At 29.6% G+C, this 17,849-nt stretch carries 16 protein-coding genes and 1 pseudogene; 15 read left to right on the forward strand and 2 right to left on the reverse strand.

Annotated elements, in window-relative coordinates; translation table 11 throughout:
- Positions 1-47 precede the first annotated feature (47 nt).
- The 10 genes and pseudogenes from AGR56_RS20885 to AGR56_RS15745 all read left to right on the forward strand — a co-directional run bounded on the left by AGR56_RS20885 (position 48) and on the right by AGR56_RS15745 (position 11,403).
- A complete protein-coding gene (locus tag AGR56_RS20885; protein WP_053243003.1) occupies positions 48-1,544 on the forward strand; it encodes a hypothetical protein in 1,497 nt (498 codons plus the stop codon).
- Positions 1,498-2,493, forward strand: a complete 996-nt coding sequence (locus AGR56_RS20890) for a helicase-related protein (RefSeq protein ID WP_198150068.1) — start codon at positions 1,498-1,500, stop codon at positions 2,491-2,493. Before AGR56_RS20885 ends, AGR56_RS20890 begins: the two co-directional genes overlap by 47 nt.
- Positions 2,486-2,995, forward strand: a complete 510-nt coding sequence (locus AGR56_RS20895; RefSeq protein WP_053243005.1) for a hypothetical protein — start codon at positions 2,486-2,488, stop codon at positions 2,993-2,995. The genes AGR56_RS20890 and AGR56_RS20895 overlap by 8 nt, the downstream gene beginning before the upstream one ends.
- Complete coding sequence (locus tag AGR56_RS15715; protein WP_084757083.1) at positions 2,932-4,362, forward strand: DUF1998 domain-containing protein; 1,431 nt, start codon at positions 2,932-2,934, stop codon at positions 4,360-4,362. The genes AGR56_RS20895 and AGR56_RS15715 overlap by 64 nt, the downstream gene beginning before the upstream one ends.
- A 654-nt stretch (positions 4,363-5,016) precedes the next feature.
- Entirely contained in the window at positions 5,017-5,514 is a 498-nt protein-coding gene (locus tag AGR56_RS15720) for an A/G-specific adenine glycosylase (RefSeq protein WP_242851491.1), read from the forward strand.
- 316 nt (positions 5,515-5,830) lie between these two features.
- Positions 5,831-6,040, forward strand: a complete 210-nt coding sequence (locus tag AGR56_RS15725) for a helix-turn-helix domain-containing protein (protein WP_053243007.1) — start codon at positions 5,831-5,833, stop codon at positions 6,038-6,040.
- Between the two features lie 22 nt (positions 6,041-6,062).
- Positions 6,063-7,115 carry a DNA cytosine methyltransferase gene (locus AGR56_RS15730; protein ID WP_053243008.1) on the forward strand — a complete coding sequence of 351 codons (1,053 nt, stop codon included), beginning with the start codon at positions 6,063-6,065 and terminating at the stop codon, positions 7,113-7,115.
- An 11-nt stretch (positions 7,116-7,126) separates the two neighbouring features.
- The gene (locus AGR56_RS15735) at positions 7,127-8,680 is read left to right on the forward strand and encodes a restriction endonuclease FokI C-terminal domain-containing protein (protein WP_053243009.1); all 1,554 of its coding nucleotides are present in this window, start codon (positions 7,127-7,129) and stop codon (positions 8,678-8,680) included.
- 139 nt (positions 8,681-8,819) lie between these two features.
- A pseudogene (gene tnpA / locus AGR56_RS15740) lies at positions 8,820-9,274 on the forward strand (IS200/IS605 family transposase).
- A gap of 551 nt (positions 9,275-9,825) precedes the next feature.
- Positions 9,826-11,403, forward strand: coding sequence for an Ig-like domain-containing protein (locus AGR56_RS15745; RefSeq protein WP_053243010.1), 1,578 nt, complete (start codon positions 9,826-9,828; stop codon positions 11,401-11,403).
- Between the two features lie 61 nt (positions 11,404-11,464).
- Here AGR56_RS15745 and AGR56_RS15750 read toward each other — a convergent pair whose 3' ends face one another.
- Together AGR56_RS15750 and AGR56_RS15755 are read right to left on the reverse strand one after the other, a co-directional pair.
- A complete protein-coding gene (locus AGR56_RS15750; RefSeq protein WP_053243011.1) occupies positions 11,465-12,301 on the reverse strand; it encodes a hypothetical protein in 837 nt (278 codons plus the stop codon).
- Between the two features lie 160 nt (positions 12,302-12,461).
- Entirely contained in the window at positions 12,462-12,863 is a 402-nt protein-coding gene (locus tag AGR56_RS15755) for a hypothetical protein (RefSeq protein ID WP_053243012.1), read from the reverse strand.
- A gap of 206 nt (positions 12,864-13,069) precedes the next feature.
- Here AGR56_RS15755 and AGR56_RS15760 point away from each other — a divergent pair, with 206 nt between their 5' ends.
- From AGR56_RS15760 to AGR56_RS15780, 5 genes are all read left to right on the forward strand, one after another.
- The gene (locus AGR56_RS15760; RefSeq protein WP_053243013.1) at positions 13,070-13,864 is read left to right on the forward strand and encodes a zinc ribbon domain-containing protein; all 795 of its coding nucleotides are present in this window, start codon (positions 13,070-13,072) and stop codon (positions 13,862-13,864) included.
- Between the two features lie 106 nt (positions 13,865-13,970).
- Positions 13,971-15,164: a type IV secretion system DNA-binding domain-containing protein gene (locus AGR56_RS15765; protein ID WP_278279713.1), complete on the forward strand. Its 1,194-nt coding sequence runs from the start codon at positions 13,971-13,973 to the stop codon at positions 15,162-15,164.
- A gap of 14 nt (positions 15,165-15,178) precedes the next feature.
- The gene (locus tag AGR56_RS15770) at positions 15,179-15,652 is read left to right on the forward strand and encodes a hypothetical protein (protein WP_053243015.1); all 474 of its coding nucleotides are present in this window, start codon (positions 15,179-15,181) and stop codon (positions 15,650-15,652) included.
- Between the two features lie 3 nt (positions 15,653-15,655).
- Positions 15,656-16,621, forward strand: coding sequence for a hypothetical protein (locus tag AGR56_RS15775; RefSeq protein ID WP_053243016.1), 966 nt, complete (start codon positions 15,656-15,658; stop codon positions 16,619-16,621).
- A gap of 14 nt (positions 16,622-16,635) precedes the next feature.
- Positions 16,636-17,730 (forward strand): hypothetical protein, encoded by a 1,095-nt coding sequence (locus AGR56_RS15780; protein ID WP_053243017.1) that lies wholly within the window; start codon positions 16,636-16,638, stop codon positions 17,728-17,730.
- Positions 17,731-17,849 lie beyond the last annotated feature (119 nt).

The raw sequence follows: 17,849 nt of genomic DNA on the forward strand, positions 1-17,849 counted from the left end.
AATTTGAAATAGAAGAGTTAGGAGATGATGGTAAGGAAATACTATCCATGTTTGCTTTGTCGGATATTTCAAAAGTTAACAAGGATGAAAAAATTAATTTATTAATTAAATTTACAAATGCTTACAAAGAATGGATTAATAAACTTAATGAATTATCAAGCAAATTAAAACAAAAATACAATGAAGAAATAATAAATAATCAAATTAGTAAATGCAGAAGGGTATTAGACAGAATGAACAAGGGAATAGAGATATTAAGTGAAAATAAAAATGCTTATGATGCTTTTTCACTTATGAATAGGGCTATGTTAATGCAAAGAGCACATTCTAAATTAGCAGGCAGTGAATATGATAGATTTCCAGGTGAAAGTAAGATGCCAGAATTTGATTATCATAATATAGATAAAAAAAGTGCCAGCTGGAGAGCATTTCAATTAGCTTTTATTTTAATGAATGTTGAATCAATTTCTAATCCAAATTGTAAGGCTAGGGATGTTGTAGATTTAATATGGATACCAACAGGTGGAGGAAAAACAGAGGCATATTTGGGACTAACTGGATTTGCTATATTTCTAAGAAGATTAAATGATCCAGTAAATGGTGGCGGTACAGCTATCATTATGAGATATACTTTAAGGCTTCTAGCTGCTCAGCAGTTTACCAGAGCATCTATACTTATATGTGCTTGTGAAAAAATAAGAAGAGAAAGTAAGCAATACAATTTAGGCAAAGAAGAAATATCTATTGGTTTATGGGTAGGTGGTGATTCAACTCCGAATAAAGATGCAGAAGCAAAAAAAGAATACAAAGAATTAACAAAGCCTGTATCTAATAAGGAGGAATTAGAATCACGAAAACTTCAACATAATAAATTTCAAATGCTGAAATGTCCTTGGTGTGGAACAAAGTTAGAAGTAGAATACGTAGATGGCAAAAAGAAGGGATTATGGGGATATGATTTTGATAAAAAGAAGATTATTTATTGTCCAGAATCAAAATGTGACTTTCATAAAAAGCTTCCTATTCAAGTAGTTGATGAAGAACTGTATAAAAATCCTCCTACGCTGCTTTTTGGAACTGTAGATAAATTTGCAGCGTTGCCATGGAAAGGGGAAGTGTCTAATTTATTTGCTTTAAATAAAGAAAGCAGAAGTAAAAGTCCTGAGCTAATAATTCAAGATGAGCTGCATTTAATATCAGGTCCTTTAGGTACCATGGTTGGATTATATGAAACTGCGGTTGATGCTATGTGCAGTGCAAAGGGAGTAAAACCTAAAATAGTAGCATCTACTGCAACTATAAAAAGGGCCGAAGAACAATGTAAAATGCTATTTGATAGAAATGTATTGCAGTTTCCTCCATCAGGCTTAAGCATAGAAAATTGCTTTTTTACTAGGGAAATACCAATAAAAAAAAAGGCCGGGAAGATTATATATAGGTTTAATGCCTTCAGGAAAAACTGCGGCTACAACACAAATAAGGCTTTATACAGTACTTTTGGAAGCTTTAAGGTTTATAGATGCATCAGAAGAAGTTTTGGATAAATACTGGACATTGGTTGGATATTTTAATTCTATAAGAGAACTTGGAAAAACTTCAACTTTGGTTAAAGATGATATAGCAAGTAATATAATTAGGTATATGAAGAGACTTATGAAAGGAGATGACATTAGGTATGCAGGAATACTTAATGAGTTAACTAGCAGACTTTCATCTACAGCTGTAGTGAAAAATTTGAAGAATTTAGAAAACATATATCAAAAAGGAGAAGAAAAAACTAAAAGTGGCAAAAAGAAAGATAACATAAATTATGCTGTTGATATACTGTTAGCTACTAATATGATAAGTGTTGGAGTGGATGTAAGCAGACTTGATTTAATGGTAGTATCAGGACAGCCTAAGCAGACATCAGAATATATCCAAGCTACCAGTAGAGTTGGAAGAAAGTATCCAGGATTAGTATTTACCTTATATAATGCTTCAAAGACTAGGGATAGGTCTCATTATGAATTATTTTATCCTTATCATAACACCTTTTATAAGTACGTAGAACCTACAAGTATTACTTCATTTTCAGAACAAGCTAGGGAAAGAGCACTCCATGCAGTTTTTATAAGCATGGTAAGACATATATTAAAGCTGAATGGAGATGAGCAAGCTAAAGAATTTAATAAAAATCTTGAGGGCTTAGATGAAGCGATAAATTTTATATTAAAAAGAGCTGAAGATTTAGATACCAGTCAGAAAAAAGATATAATGAATAATACTAAAAAAGAGTTGGGTCAAATTGTGAATAGATGGATAGATAAAATTGACACTGCAGCACCAGATGAAGAAGTACATTACTATTTAAAAAATGCGGACAAAAACTTGTTAGTTCCATTTTTCGAGGATGATTGTAGAAATGCATTTCCTACTATGCAGTCCATGAGAAATGTGGATAATCAAGCTGGTGCAGAAATAATCGAGTTTGGAGATGAGAACAATGAATAAGGTTAATAAGAAAATTCCATTGCCCGCAATAGCTTATAATGTGAGATTTTCTCAATCCATAGCACCTTTTGGAGTTGGGGCTATGGTTGATTTTAAAGATCAAACCTTAATGACCGCAGCACCAGAGTACTGGACTGTTAATCAATCACAGGAAATACATGATGAAAGATTAGAACGTTTATTAAAGGTTGATAAGTTTTGTTTGCCACCGGATAAGAATCAAATTAGTAAAATACCTTTTGTAAGGTTTCCCAGGTGGTATTTTTGCCCAAAGTGTAAAAGGCTTAGACAATTGAATGAATGGGAAAAGGAGTTTGTACCTAATAAAAGGTCTAAGAATCCATATATGGTTACACCAAAATGCATGGAGTGCAATATGCAGCTTGTTCCTGCAGGAATATTGGTTGCTTGTGAAGATGGACATATTGATGATTTCCCATGGATTCAGTGGTACATGATAGAAGCAAAAAACCAAACTGTGACAGTCTTCATTCGCATTTAAAGATAAAAAATTCAAGCAGTGCTTTAGGTTTGGAAGGCTTGATTATAGAATGTAAATGTGGTGCAAAGGCAAGTATGAAGGGTGCATTTATGGAAGATGCTTTTAAAAAACACAATGTAAATTATAAATGTACTGGTAATATGCCGTGGAAAGGCAAAAAACAAGAAGGGTGCGAAAAGACACCTAGAAGTATACAGCGTGGTGCTATGAATATATATTTTGCTAAAGTGGTAAGCTCTATAGTAATACCTCCATATTCAAGTGAATTAAATTTGCTTGTAAAAGAGAGTAATAAGTTCTCTTTACTTTTGGAAATTCTTCAGGATGAGGATTATGTTCAACTGAAGGGAAGAAAAAATATCATTAATGCCTATGTGGAAAGAATAGCACAGGATATTCACCAAGATAAGAACATAGTAAAAATTATTTTAGATAAAACTTTTAATACTGAAAACAGCGAAAATATTGAAACTAAAGAACAATATAGAGTTGAAGAATATAATGCACTGATAGGAAATATACCTGAGGAATGTATGAATGAAAAAGATTTTAAGATAGAAAAACAAAATAACATTGAAGATTATCATATTCATGGTTTGTCTAAAGTTACATTAGTAAAAAAGTTGAGAGAGGTTAGAGCATTAGTTGGTTTCAGCAGATTGCAACCAGCAGTGACAGATCTAATGTCAGGTTTTGAAGAAGGGACAGGCAGTAATGGATTTGTATCAATAAAAGAAAAGGAAACAAGATGGTATCCAGCTTATGAAACTAGAGGTGAAGGTATATTTATTGAATTTAATAACGAAATTATAGAAGATTGGATAAAAAAATATCCTAAGATTTCTGAACGTATTGAAATATTGAATACAAGGTATAATCAGCGTGAAAAGAAAAAAGGAAATAAAGGGAGAAAAATAACTCCTAAGTTTGTTTTACTGCATACAATTTCCCATTTACTTATCAAAGAATTAAGTTTTCAATGTGGATATGATTCAGCGTCTTTAACAGAAAGAATTTACTGCAATACAGAGGATAATTCTGTAAATATGAGTGGAATATTAATATATACTTCATCAGGAGATTCTGAAGGAACACTAGGTGGACTTGTGAGACAGGGAAAAAGTGATATGCTACCTAAAACTATAGCAAATGCAGTAAGGAAAGCGGTATGGTGCTCCTCAGATCCAGTATGTATCGAAAGTTATGGACAGGGAAGAGACAGTTTGAATTTATCAGCCTGTCATGCATGTACGCTTATTTCAGAAACCAGTTGCGAAGAATTTAATATATTGCTGGATAGGGCGCTTATCGTTGGAGAGCTGGAAGATAGAGAGATTGGTTTTTTTAATAATGTCTTTGAAAAATAAAACTTAAAATAAGATAATAGTTATTAGCATACAAGTTATGTATAAAAATAGAAGGAGAGAATTATATGAGTGAAAAACATGATTGGAAATTTTATGATGATGTCATTGCATATTATATGTATAAATTTGGTGCTGATAGTATTGGCTTATTATGTAAATAAGTAGGTAGAATATTAAATATTAAAGAAGAAAGTATGTAGATGAAGTTTTTCTAATTTAAAATCGTTAGAAGGAAAAGGAAAATTAGAACATGTATCTGATAGATGTAAAGTGGTTTATAATGCATTTAAGAATATTAAAGAAAGTTATTTTAGAGAATTGGTTTTGAAAATATTAAATTTAAATTATGAGGATAATAATACAAAGTTTAATTAGAAGTATTAAAATTAAAATGTATTGGAAAAAGTACAAGTTGTTTATGTATGTAACACTTTGTGAAATTAGAACTCACTTAGTAAAATATTTAATGCAGAGAGTGCAAGAAATCTTGTTTTTTATTTATCTGTATATTTTATTGCTAAATAATAATATTTCTAATTCAGAGCATATGTTGCTAGACAAACTTCTTTATTTGAGTTATTACTAATTGTTAAAATTAGATATATAATTATTTTGTAATGCATGAAATTTATTATATAGGAAGAGGATATTAGTATGGATGTATCAGATGAAGAAATATGTATGTTTCAGTGTTTCTTACTTGATTGGTATGATAAAAATAAAAGGAAATTTTCATGGAGATATACATTTGATCCATATAAAGTTTTAATATCTGAAATATTACTGCAGCAAACTAATGTTGAGAAGATTATAGAACCTTATTTAAATATAATTAAAGCTTATAAAAATATAGAAGAGCTTGCAGAATGTGATACTGAATTTTTAAAAGATATTTTTAAGGATATAGGATTATTTTATAGAGCTGATAGATTGAAAGATATAGCTAAAGATATAGTTAAATATCATAATAAAACAATTCCTGATAGCTGGGATGAATTAATAAAAATAAAAGGCATAGGATACTACATATGTAGTGCATTACTATGCTTTGGATTTAATAAGCCTTATGCTGTTTTAGACACTAATGTAATAAGAATATTTAAAAGAGTATTTGATGTTAAATCTGAAAAAAAAGGTCTAGAGACGATATAAAGCTTTTTGAATTTGCACAGCTTCTTATACCTGAAGATAGGTATGTAGATTATAATTATGCGGTGTTAGATTTTGGCGCTTCCGTGTGTACAATGTATAATCCAAAATGCAGTACATGTATATTTAAAATTAATTGCAATAATGCTGAAATTTAAAACTACATTTTTTACTTTGGTTAGTATAAGTTAGAAGTTTTAATTCAAATTTACAAAAAAATTATAATGATTAAATATAGTATGCTAAACATAATAATTGACAATATAAAATTAAAAGTTTATACTATTCGATAGATTATTATTTGTTATGAGGTAGAAAAATGACAATATCAGAGCAAATTAAAGTATTATGTGTTAGAAGTAATATAAGTGAAGCAGAGCTTGCAAGGAGATTAGGAAAATCTCCCCAAAATTTTAATTCAAAGTTGAAAAGAGGAAGTTTTACGATAAAAGAATTAGAACAAATAGCAGAGGTTGTAGGAGCAAAATTTGAAAGAAAGTTTATATTAACAAATGGAGAAATGGTTTAAATTAGACAGGAGAGGATTTTTTATGATATTTGAATTGGGAGAATTATTTTGCGGTCCAGGTGGTTTGGCTTGTGGGGCTAAAATGGCTAAGGTAGAAAATAGTGAATATGGCATAATACATAAATGGGCTAATGATTATGATAAAGATACTTGTGATACTTATACATATAATATATGTCCAGATAATCCTGAGTCAGTTATTTGTCAAGATGTAAGAAAATTAGATATAGATTCATTAGAAGCGATAGATTGCTTAGCATTTGGTTTCCCATGTAATGATTTTTCAGTAGTAGGTGAGCAAAAGGGGTTTGATGGTAAATATGGTCCTTTGTATACTTATGGTGTTAAAGTATTAAAAAAACATAAACCAAAATGGTTTCTTGCTGAAAATGTAGGAGGTCTAAGGTCAGCAAATGATGGTGCAGCATTTAAAAAGATACTTAAAGATTTAAAAAATTCGGGATATAGGTTATATCCTCATTTGTATAAATTTGAGGAATATGGAATACCTCAAGCACGTCATAGAGTAATTATTGTTGGTATTAGAAAAGATTTAAAGTGTAAATTTAAAGTTCCTTCGCCAGAACCTTATATGAATATAGATAATACTTGTAAGAGAGCATTGGAGGTTCCACCTATACCTTTAAACGCATCCAATAATGAATTAACGAGGCAATCAGCTATAGTAACAGAGAGGTTAAGACACATAAAACCTGGTGAAAATGCATTTACAGCAAATTTACCTGAACATCTTCAACTTAATGTGAAGGGAGCTAAAATAAGTCAGATATATAAGAGGTTGGATCCAACTAAGCCAGCATACACGGTAACTGGTTCAGGTGGAGGTGGTACGCATATTTACCACTATAGTGAACCTAGAGCATTAACTAATAGAGAAAGGGCAAGATTACAAACATTCCCGGATAATTATGTGTTCATGGGTTCAAAGGAGAGTGTAAGAAGGCAAATAGGCATGGCTGTACCAGCTAAAGGTGCAAAAATAATATTTGAAGCTATATTAAGAACATTTGCTGGTATAGAATATAAATCTGTTCCATGTAATGTAAATGAATAGGTGGTGATAATTTGATAAATTATTGGTGGGTAACAAGACCAAAGCGAAAATTAAATTCTATACCAGAGGTTTTATCTACATTTGCTGAATTATCATTGGATCAAGAATGGCAAGGACAAAGAAACTCGCATTTGTCTTTTGAGGAAGCATTGGAAGAAGCAGGATTAAAGCGCAAAGGTGAACGTAGAGATAATACAGGTGGCGGAGGAAGAACTTATAAAGCTTGGGTAACAAGCTTAGGATTGATATTTACACAAGAGTCTACGAAAAAAATAAAGTTAACACTTGCAGGTGAAGCTATAATGGCTGGTGATTCTCCAGTTGAGGTGTTAAAAAATCAAATTTTAAAATATCAATTTCCATCTTCTTTTTCTTTAAGCCGTGGAGTTCAAGTTTCTTCAAGATTCAAAATTAGACCTTTTAGATTTTTATTAAAGTTGTTAAATGATTCAACTATAGATTATTTGACAGAGGAAGAAATAGCAAAAATTATAATAACAGAAGCAGAAAATGAAACTGATAAATGTTATAAATACATAGTAAATAGAATTTTAGAATTTAGACATAAGGGAGATTCTTGTCTTGAAAAAGAATTTTTCGATAAATACAGTCCGTCAAGAGGTAAAGTGAATCCTGAGCATCCGTATAGTCATTTATTTGATATAGCTAATACAATTGTAAATTGGATTGAATATACACAACTTGCAAAAAGAGATAATGGTAAAATTCGTATTCTTGATGATAAACGTTTAGAAGTTCAACGTATTTTATTTAAAAAAATTCCTTTTATTGCTCGACCAGAACAACATGAATTTTTTCAGAGAAAATATGGAGTGGATCCTAAACATAGAAAGGATACTAGGAATCTGACAGAAACAAAAACTGTTACGGCAATGCTTATTGCTGAACAGAAAGTTAAACAATTTTATATTGCAGAATCTTTGAAACAGCCAATAACAAAAATAACATCAGATCTTATAGATAAGATCGTTGAAAAAACTGGTTTTGAGGACAAGCTTGTAGAAGAAATACTTTTAAAATTATATCCAAGAGGTTCTGTTGGTGCGTTTATGACTGAATATTTTGAGATGGCATTTAAAGGTAGAGATGAAGCAGTTGATTTTGAAAAAGCAACAGTTAAATTATTTGAGAATGTTTTTGGGTTTCAAGCCAAGCATGTAGGTCCTATAGGACTTACTCCTGATGTACTGATTTTATCAGATGAATATGGATATCAAGCTATTATAGATAATAAGGCATATAGTAAATATACAATTAGTAATGATCATCATAATAGGATGGTTCATAATTATATAGAAAATTTAAATCTATATAGTAATTATAATGTTCCACTTGGATTTTTTACATATATCGCAGGAGGATTTGGAAAGAATATTAATTCTCAAATTATAGATATTGTTAACGCTACGGGCATGTCAGGATCAGTTATAAGTGTCTCTAATATGATTAAACTTGTTGAAGTGTATCAATCTAGAAATTATACACAGAAAAATATAAAGGATATTTTTTCTATTAATAGACAGGTATTATTATCTGATATATAATTTTTTATTGTCATTCATGAAAACCACTTGCTGTGCAGGTGTGTTCAGAATAGCTTAAGCGATGAACAAAAAAACTCACTTTGATAAAATAGAGATGGTCTCGTCAGCCAAATCTAAAATCAAAGGAGGTCTGCCCTAAATGGACAGTAATAGTTTAGCACATAGTAAATGGAGATGTAAATATCATATAGTATTTGTGCCCAAATATAGAAGGAAAGAAATATATGGAGAAAAGAAAAAGAGATAGGAAAAATATTGAGACAACTTTGTGAATGGAAAGGTGTTGAAATAATAGGGGCAAATGCATGTAAAGATCATATACATGTGCTTTTATCAATACCACCGAAGATGAGTGTCTCAGGATTTATGGGATTTTTAAAAGGAAAAAGTAGTTTAATGATATTTGAGAAATTTTCAAATTTAAAATATAAATATGGAAATAGACATTTTTGGTGTCGAGGTTTTTATGTTGATACAGCAGGAAAAAATAAGAAAGCAATAGAGGAATATATAAGAAATCAACAAAAAGAAGATATAATCGCTGACCAAATAAGTATGAAGGAGTATATGGACCCTTTTAAGGGTGGCAAGTAATGTGAATTGCGGCTGGCGAGATTTTGAGGTGCCTTAAGGCATAATGCTGGCAATGTGCCATTATAGGGCTTAAGGAAAAAGGGAGGGTGCCGCGTTAAGTTGATATGCTCCCTTCTAGGTAGACAAGTGAAATAATAAAAAACTTGTCACTTAGGAGGGAGCATATTTTTATGGCATTTAAACACAAGTATTCCTATGCACAAAAAGAGAAAATTATTATTGAATATCTCAATAACAATTATGGATTTAGAGAATTATGTCGTATCTTAAAAATTGAAGATTTTTAAGGTTTATTTGTCATACCTTAAAATAGTTTTATACCATCAATAAAGCACCAGCAAAAGCTGGTGCTAATAATTAAAAACTTTTTGGGACATTTTCAAAAATGCTTGACATATTTTCATAGAAATGTATTAATTAATTTTTTTACATGAAAGCAATAAATTTTTTTATGTAATGATATGGAGGAAAATATATATTTATGTACAATATTAATTAAAATGGTAGCTTTAAATTAATTATACAAAAATAAAAGGGGGATAAAATTAATTATGAAAAAAAATCTAAAGAATGGAATAATGACGGTAAGTACATTTTTTATAATGTTTTTATTAGTTGTGAATATTCCATTTACAAGCGTTAAGGCAACAACTACTAATAATAACTGGATAACATTGGATGAAGTGAGCAATGTATCAATAAATAAGGAATTTGTAGTGACTTTTTCAGGTGAAGTTCAAAATGATAAAATAGATGGCATTGTTATAGAAAAGGATAATACATATATTCCGGTTGAAATTAAAAAACTTGATACGAACAAAATAAAAATAACACCAGTAAATAATTATGATTTTAATTCAAGATATTGCATTAAGATTTTTTTAAGCAATGGGAAAAAATATTGTAAGTATTTTAATACTGTAAGTTCTACTGTATCCAATCAAACAGAAAATTTATTAAATAAAACTAATACCTGCGCTTCTCTTAAAGAGGGTGACAAGTATCCTATAGAATTATCTGAAGATGGAAAGATTAATATCACATTTAATCACAATAAATTGGTTGGAGAAACTGATACAGTATGGGATATAAGGGTTACTGATGAAGATGAAACTACTACTGTAAAAGAAATATATGTAAATGGTATTGAAGATAAAACTGTCGTTCCACTAGGTTTAAAAAAAGGCAAATATAATGTTATAGTAGAACCATATTTAAGAGAAAATTATTCATATTATGTAGGCAATCCAGATTATTATTCAACTTATGTTTTAAAAGTTCCGTACAGCATTTCTGTAGACTTTACTGGATCTGAATATTTTGAGCAGGAACCAGATGATGATATGGTGAGTGCTCAAGTTATAAATTTAAATCAACAGTACACAGGATATTCAAGCTCGCTTACAGATGATGATTATTATGAAGTCCAAGTTAATGAAGATGGGTATGTTAATGTAAATTTTTCACACGACAAATTTGTAGGAGAAACAGATGGTGATTGGAAAATAACTGTTATGGATGAAAGTAAAAATGAGTTTATGACTTTAATCTCAACAGGAATGGATGCAAATATAAATAGATATCTTGGGCTTTCAAAAGACAATTATTATATAAAAGTGGAGCCATACTTGAGAGAAGATTATTCATACTATGTAGGAAATCCCCAATATTACTCAAAAAATGTTGTGGATTCACCGTATAGTTTAACTGTAAATTATATTAAATCAGATAATTATGAAAAGGAATTTAATGATAGTTTGGATAAAGCAACCAATATAAATTTAAATGAAATGTATATGGGAAATTCTAATATGTTGACAGACAATGATTATTATAGTTTTTCTGTTAAAAATGAAGGGGATTTTAATATAGAATTTTCGCATGATAAATTTAATGGTGATTTAGATGGTATATGGAAGGTAACTGTTTTAGATGAATACAATAAAGAGATAAAATCTTTCACATCAAATGGTCTTCAACAGGATTTAAAAGAACAATTGAATTTGCCTATAGGTAATTACTATGTAAAAGTAGAACCATATTTAAGATCATATTCATATAATGCAGGCGATCCTAAGTACTATTCTGAAAATGTATATAATCAATATAAAATAGGAGTTTATCAGTAATAAAGCAGGGCACCTTTGCATAAGCAAAAGTGCTCTACTTTATTACTATGTATTGAAGATTTTAGAAATTAAAATTTTTAATATTATCTGAACTTAAACTGCTTATTGGACTGTTTCCTTGTATAAGCCATTTCTTTGAATTTTCATCGTAATACATTTTATATTCCCAATTATAGTTAGCTGCTTTTAAAGCATTATTTGTATCTGATTTATTGTAGTAAGCCTCATTCATATATTCAGAATCATCAATGCTGGCATAATATTTATTATCTTCTTTATATATTTTGATGCTGTTTAAATCAAAATTTGTTTTAGTTAATTTGCCGCTGTAAAGCTGATTAGAAGATTTCATATTATTTATATTTGATGTAAGTTTACTATTTTCCTCAGGAGAACAGTTAGCAAGTTTGCTAGGGTCAAGACTATTCATAGCTGCCATCCAGCCTTTATTGTAATCATTTATAGTATTCATAAGGGTAGTTTTTAGAGAATCATTAGTTAAATTTATTTTTAAATTAACAGGGTTAGTATTAAAAATTTTTTCTTTATCACTTTTGGCAGTTCCCCAAGGAAAAGTGACTTCTGCATATAGGGAAATTGATCCGTCTGTTGATACTGGGCCAAAGTCATCTATGTCATTTACCTTTAAGCCTGTATTTTTTCCATTTGCGTAAAGATAAGCATCGTCGTTGTCACAGGATACATTTATAAATTTTTCATCAACATTTAAATCAGCATTTATCATGTTACTGTCAAATAAATCTAAATCTAAATTCTTACTTAGAGTGGTGTATTTTTCTTTACATATGCCTTTTGAGCTCATAACTGCCAGGCATAAGTGTCCTATTTGTTTAGAGAAGCTTTTATTATTAATTTTATAAAGCTTTTTGCCATTCATAAAAATTTCTTCGTTTAAGCAATTTGAATTTATATTTATGAAATATGGATTTACTTCAAAAACGTAATTATTAAACAGTAAAAATTTTTTACCTTCCTTTTTACTGTTATTATACTATTAGAATTAGTTGTGTCATTATTTAATGAATTTGTTATGGATTTTAAATATGAAGGATGTTTTTTATGAGTTTAATAAAATTATTAATATTTGACGCATCAATAACTAGTCTAGGGTCTGATGATTTCATTATTTTTGTAAGTTTATAAGTATTGTTATTAGCTAAGGCTTCGGTAAATTCTGAGATTTGTTTATCTTTACTTGTATAGGCTTGACCTATTTTTATTAATATTAGTGAACATAATAATAAAACACATATTAGTGCGATTAGAATTTTATGTGTACGAGAGAATTTTTTGTTTTTTAAATATGTATAAGTTTTATTAAATATTGAAGGTGAATAAAATTCATTTTTGTAAGAGGAATAATCTTCTTTCCCTTCAGAATTAGTAGGTTCTGTTGTTATCTTAGTTCCACAGTTTGAACAAAAATTTTTTACCTTCATCTATTTTTGCTCCACAATTTTTACAATATTTCATGTTATTAAGTTCCTTTCCTAATGTTTATAATTTTATATTCTACATAAATTTTGTTTATCCTCTACAAAATCAAATAAATGTAGTAATATGTAAAAATATTCACTTTCAAATATTGATAAAATATTACTGTTTTAGTATAATCAAGCTATTAATTGCTTAGGGGGAATATAAAATGCCAAATTGTTCAAATTGTGGAGCAGAATATAATGAAGGTGACACTTTCTGTGGAGAATGTGGATCGCCAATTGGCGAAAATGTGCATAAAAGCAGCGTAGATTATAAAACTTTTGTGGCACTTAGTGAAGGAGAGGTTAAAGTTAAGACATATCATTGTACAACTTTAAAAAGGCCTCAGGGTGAGGGATATGTAACGATTACTAATAAGAGAGTTATATTTCATGCTTTTGGAAAATCAGGTGGCGGCAGCAGCAAATTAGTTAGCGAAGTACCTATAGAAACCATAAGCGGAGTTCGTACATACTTTGGAACAGGAATAAATATAATGGAGCTTGTTTTAGGAATATTATCTAGTTTAATTAGTTTATTTTTTATGTTTAATAAGAACTTGGGAGTATTTTCGGAATTTGGTTCGAAAATTTCAATAGTACCTTTAGCTGTATTTTTAACTTTAGCAATAGTATTTCTTCTTAGATTTAGAAAGGTAAGCTATGAACTTTCAGTGTATTCAACAGGCGCAAATGGCTCACCAATAAATTTTGGAGATGGAACTTTTGGAAATAAACTTACAGGTCAAGGAGCAGTTGCATCCATATCAGCACTTCCATCAGAAGACACTATAAAGCTTATGAAGGAAATTGGAGCTATTATACTTGATTTTAAGGCTATGGGTGATCATGCAATTGAAAAATGGACTCCAGATGTTAAAATAAAAAAGAATTTGGATAAAAAGGTAGAAAATAAAGAGAGCACTTCTTATGAAAAAAGTGATGAGGAGTTTTTTAAATGATATTTAGTGAAGTTGTAGAGGGACAAGAGCTAAAGCATATGGACCTGGAACTATAATAAGAAAAGGCAAGGCGGCAAGAGGAATTCGTGGACAAAACAATACAGGTATAGTTCTTGATGATGAGCTATTAAGTAAGCATATTCTAGCATTGGGTTCTATAGGAAGTGGAAAGTCAAATCTCATGTACCATATAGTAAAGTCTATAATAGGCAGCGTTAACGAAAACGATATTATTGTGTTTTTTGATGCAAAAGGCGATTATTTGTCTGAATTTTATCGGGAAGGTGATTTTGTTATAGGCAATAAAAATAGGCTGGGAGGTAAATACAAGGTAGCACTTTGGAATATTTATAAGGATATTATTATGTCACCAGAGGAGGAACAATTAGATACCATAAGAGAAATTACATCATCTCTGTTTAAAAAATATATAGATTCCTCACAAAATCCAACATTTATAATGGGAGCAAGAGATATACTTACAGCAGTAATTACCTGCCATTTGAGAGAAATGAAAGACAAAAATGTGACATGGAATAATAAAAAATTAAAGAATTTATTGAATAAATCCGTGGCAAAAGACTTGCGTGAAAATATATCTAAATATGATGATTTACTTTGGGCAACTTCGTATATAATGAGTGATAAGAGCCCAACTACACAAAGTTATTTATCACCTCTTTTTATGGTTGCACAGGAGGTATTTACTGGCTCTTTTGCGGATGAAGGAGATTTTTCTATAAGAGAAGCTATTCAAAAGAAGGGAGGCAAATCTATTTTCTTAGAGTACGATATAGCAAATGGAAATGTGCTTCAAGCAATATATACAGTATTAATTGATTTAGCTATGAAAGAAGCTCTTGGACAAAATAAAGCTAAAGGAAATGTATTTTTTATTTTGGATGAATTCCCTCTGATACCAAAATTAAATTATATGGACAATGCACTTAATTTTGGAAGATCTTTAGGAGTAAAGGTTATAGCAGGAATTCAAAATGTAGGGCAGGTTGAAAATACATACTCAAAAGCAATGGCTCAAAGCTTACTAAGCGGTTTTGGAACGTTTTTCTGTTTTAAACTGTTTGATGAAAATAGTAGAAAAATAATTTCTGAAAGGCATGGCAAAAATAGAAGAAAAGTAGGTGTGATGTCATCAAATTCTTTCAAAGGAGTAAATGATTCTTTAATGATTATGAATACAATAGAGGATTGGGATATTGTAAAATTAAATGTAGGGGAATGTATTGTGTCGCTATTAAATGAGGAACCCTTCTTTTTTCAACCGTTACTTTATAAATGAAAGGAGTTAGATTTATGAGAATAGATAAGAAAACGGGAGATATAATATTTGACGACAATATAGTTTTAAAGGCAGGAATGACAATAGATGAGATGAAAAATTCTAGGGTAAAGGAACTTTTAAGAGAAAGAAGTTTAGAAGAAATAGATAGTACAAAGCATTTGATATTTAAGCCAATAGATACTGAATATGGGAAAATATATATTGATGTTGGAATTTCTATAATTTCTAATAATATTAATAAAATTACAATTAGTTTTGAAGAAGCTTTAAAGATTTATGATACAGGAATTAATAATGATGAATTTAAAAAAATAATAAATAAGCATGAAAAGTTTCTTAAGGAAAGTTTGCAATTGAAAGGTTTACCTAATAATTTAGATTTTAAATGGGGTTATATAGAAATTAGGGCAAATATTAACATTCCACTTATAGAAATTGATTTATATTACATGAAATTAAAATATGGTATTGACCAAGTTAACTAGTAGATGGCTGTTGACAATATATACACCTATGACCCCATTAAATATAATAATCTAAATCAAGCACAAAGTGGATATCCTGGCATTGATAAAGTTGAAAATTATATATTAAAAGAAGGTACAATATTAGTTGCATTAGAAGGTCCTAAAGCTGGAGCTGGCGGAAATTACTTTATGACATTAGATGAATTTAAAAATAGCAATTTAGATTCAATAAACTTATGTCAGGGATTACAGGTTGCGCCTTATTATGATAAACGGAATAAAGATAGCCAGCCTCAGTATAAGACAAATGCAAGATTTTATATCATTAATGAAGAGATATTATCTGCTGAAGGTGCTATAAGTGCAAATACTAATTATGGTAAAGGCGGATTGCAGCAGATAGTAGTACCTAATGGCAGTGAAATGATAAAAGAAGCATACAGAAATGATGAGCATAGTTTAAATGATAATATAATACCAATAGATTTAAATAAGTTTGAAAATGATGAAAGAATTTCAGGGAAGACAAAGGAAGAATTAAATAGCGTTAAGAATAAATTCTTTGATAATTTAAGTGATGATGGAAGTATACAGCTTAATAATAAGGTTATATCTGAACAAACATATGACTTAATTCAGATGAGAACTGAAATTCACGAATTAACTGCTAAAAACAATTGCTTGTTAAAAGAATACACTGATGAACTACAAAAGGAAGATAAAGATATAAATTATATTAGTAAAATAAGCAATCAGATTAGTAATAATGAAAGCAAGTTAAATTATAAAAAATACGATTTTGAAAAGAATTGCGAATATTTAAATGAAAAATCATCTTTATTAGATGGTTTTACTGATGAGCAAAAAGAGCATATGTTAAACGCAGACACCTGCTGTCCAAAAGAAACACTAGAAAAATCGGAATATCTAAAAGCAAAAGCTTCAGAACTTGAAAAAAATTTGAGTTATGATGAAAAAAGCTATTAAATATTGAAGATGATGTGTCTAGTGATAAATTAAATGATTTTAAAGAGAACACTAAATTAGAGGAAAGCATAAAAGAAGATTATGAAAATTATACAAGTCTTGATCCAGAAGGTATAGTAAATAGGAAACTTATATATACGCCTATTGAAAAAGATAAGAATGAAGATACTGATGGTAGAAGGACAGCTTTAGGTGAAAAGGACCAGCTGTATGAGGAAAATTCAAGTGATCAAGCTAAAAATATGGATGCAGAAAGCAGCAAAGTTTATGAGAATGTAAAAGATAATGAAAATACTACAGAAAATAAAAAAGAAAACAATAAAAATAAACTTGAGAGTAAAGAAGAGCTTTTAGAAGAAGTGGATTATAAGAATATCAATGAAGACAAAAATCTAGAAGTACATGCTCAGGAAAATATAATTGAAGAACAAATTATTAATGAAAAGCATGATGAAAATTTAGAGATTAATAAGGAATTAGAGAATAATGAGGTATCAGGTAAAATAAAAGGAAATAAAGAGAAAAATGAAACAATGGATCAGGATGAAAATTCAAATAAAAACGATAGGACAAGCTCAGAACTAAGCAGCGATAATAAAGTAGATATTGAAAATGATGAAATTAAAGTAATAGATGAAGCAGAGGCTAGTGAAGTTTCTGAAGAACATAGTGGCCTAAAAGATGTAAATGAAAATTTAGAACAAAATGAAAATTATGAGGATGGAAATTTTGAGACAAGTGAAATATCAGATGACAATAATGATGTGTCAATAGTAGAAAGTACGCAAACAGAAAACGATCAGCAAGCTCAAACTGATATAGAAGCTGGTGCTGAAAATATAATCTCTAGAGGGGCAGAAAAAGTAGATATAGAATATAACGAAGAAACAAATAATAGTGAATTAAATGCTAACGATTGTAATAATGATATGTTAAATTTAGATGCTAATTTAGAAAAAATGGACAATGAAAACTGTGATGAAAATGAAGAATTAAAAGATTGTAGTGAAGAAACAATTGAAAGTTCAGTTAATTGTAATGGCACGGCATCCAGCGAGGAATCAGATGAAGATTTAGATGAAGACGAAGATGAATTTTATGATTATTGATTAATTAATAGCCAGTAGCTTTGAATAAAAATAAATCGCTGGCTGAGTTTTTACATATTTTTAATGAATATCAGTATGATATTATGGTATTATTGTGTAAAATAGTAAATTTAGGGGGC

The sequence above is a fragment of the Clostridium sp. DMHC 10 genome (assembly GCF_001270375.1).
Lineage (GTDB): Bacteria > Bacillota > Clostridia > Clostridiales > Clostridiaceae > Clostridium_S > Clostridium_S guangxiense.

Excerpts from the sequence above, each read along its gene's own strand:
- AGR56_RS20885 (WP_053243003.1), top strand. The coding sequence starts at position 48 with ATGTTTGCTTTGTCGGATATTTCAAAAGTTAACAAGGATGAAAAAATT.
- AGR56_RS20895 (WP_053243005.1), top strand. The coding sequence starts at position 2,486 with ATGAATAAGGTTAATAAGAAAATTCCATTGCCCGCAATAGCTTATAAT.
- AGR56_RS15715 (WP_084757083.1), top strand. The coding sequence starts at position 2,932 with ATGGATTCAGTGGTACATGATAGAAGCAAAAAACCAAACTGTGACAGT.
- AGR56_RS15720 (WP_242851491.1), top strand. The coding sequence starts at position 5,017 with ATGGATGTATCAGATGAAGAAATATGTATGTTTCAGTGTTTCTTACTT.
- AGR56_RS15725 (WP_053243007.1), top strand. The coding sequence starts at position 5,831 with ATGACAATATCAGAGCAAATTAAAGTATTATGTGTTAGAAGTAATATA.
- AGR56_RS15730 (WP_053243008.1), top strand. The coding sequence starts at position 6,063 with ATGATATTTGAATTGGGAGAATTATTTTGCGGTCCAGGTGGTTTGGCT.
- AGR56_RS15745 (WP_053243010.1), top strand. The coding sequence starts at position 9,826 with ATGAAAAAAAATCTAAAGAATGGAATAATGACGGTAAGTACATTTTTT.
- AGR56_RS15750 (WP_053243011.1), bottom strand. The coding sequence starts at position 12,301 with ATGAATGGCAAAAAGCTTTATAAAATTAATAATAAAAGCTTCTCTAAA.
- AGR56_RS15755 (WP_053243012.1), bottom strand. The coding sequence starts at position 12,863 with ATGAAGGTAAAAAATTTTTGTTCAAACTGTGGAACTAAGATAACAACA.
- AGR56_RS15760 (WP_053243013.1), top strand. The coding sequence starts at position 13,070 with ATGCCAAATTGTTCAAATTGTGGAGCAGAATATAATGAAGGTGACACT.
- AGR56_RS15770 (WP_053243015.1), top strand. The coding sequence starts at position 15,179 with ATGAGAATAGATAAGAAAACGGGAGATATAATATTTGACGACAATATA.
- AGR56_RS15775 (WP_053243016.1), top strand. The coding sequence starts at position 15,656 with ATGGCTGTTGACAATATATACACCTATGACCCCATTAAATATAATAAT.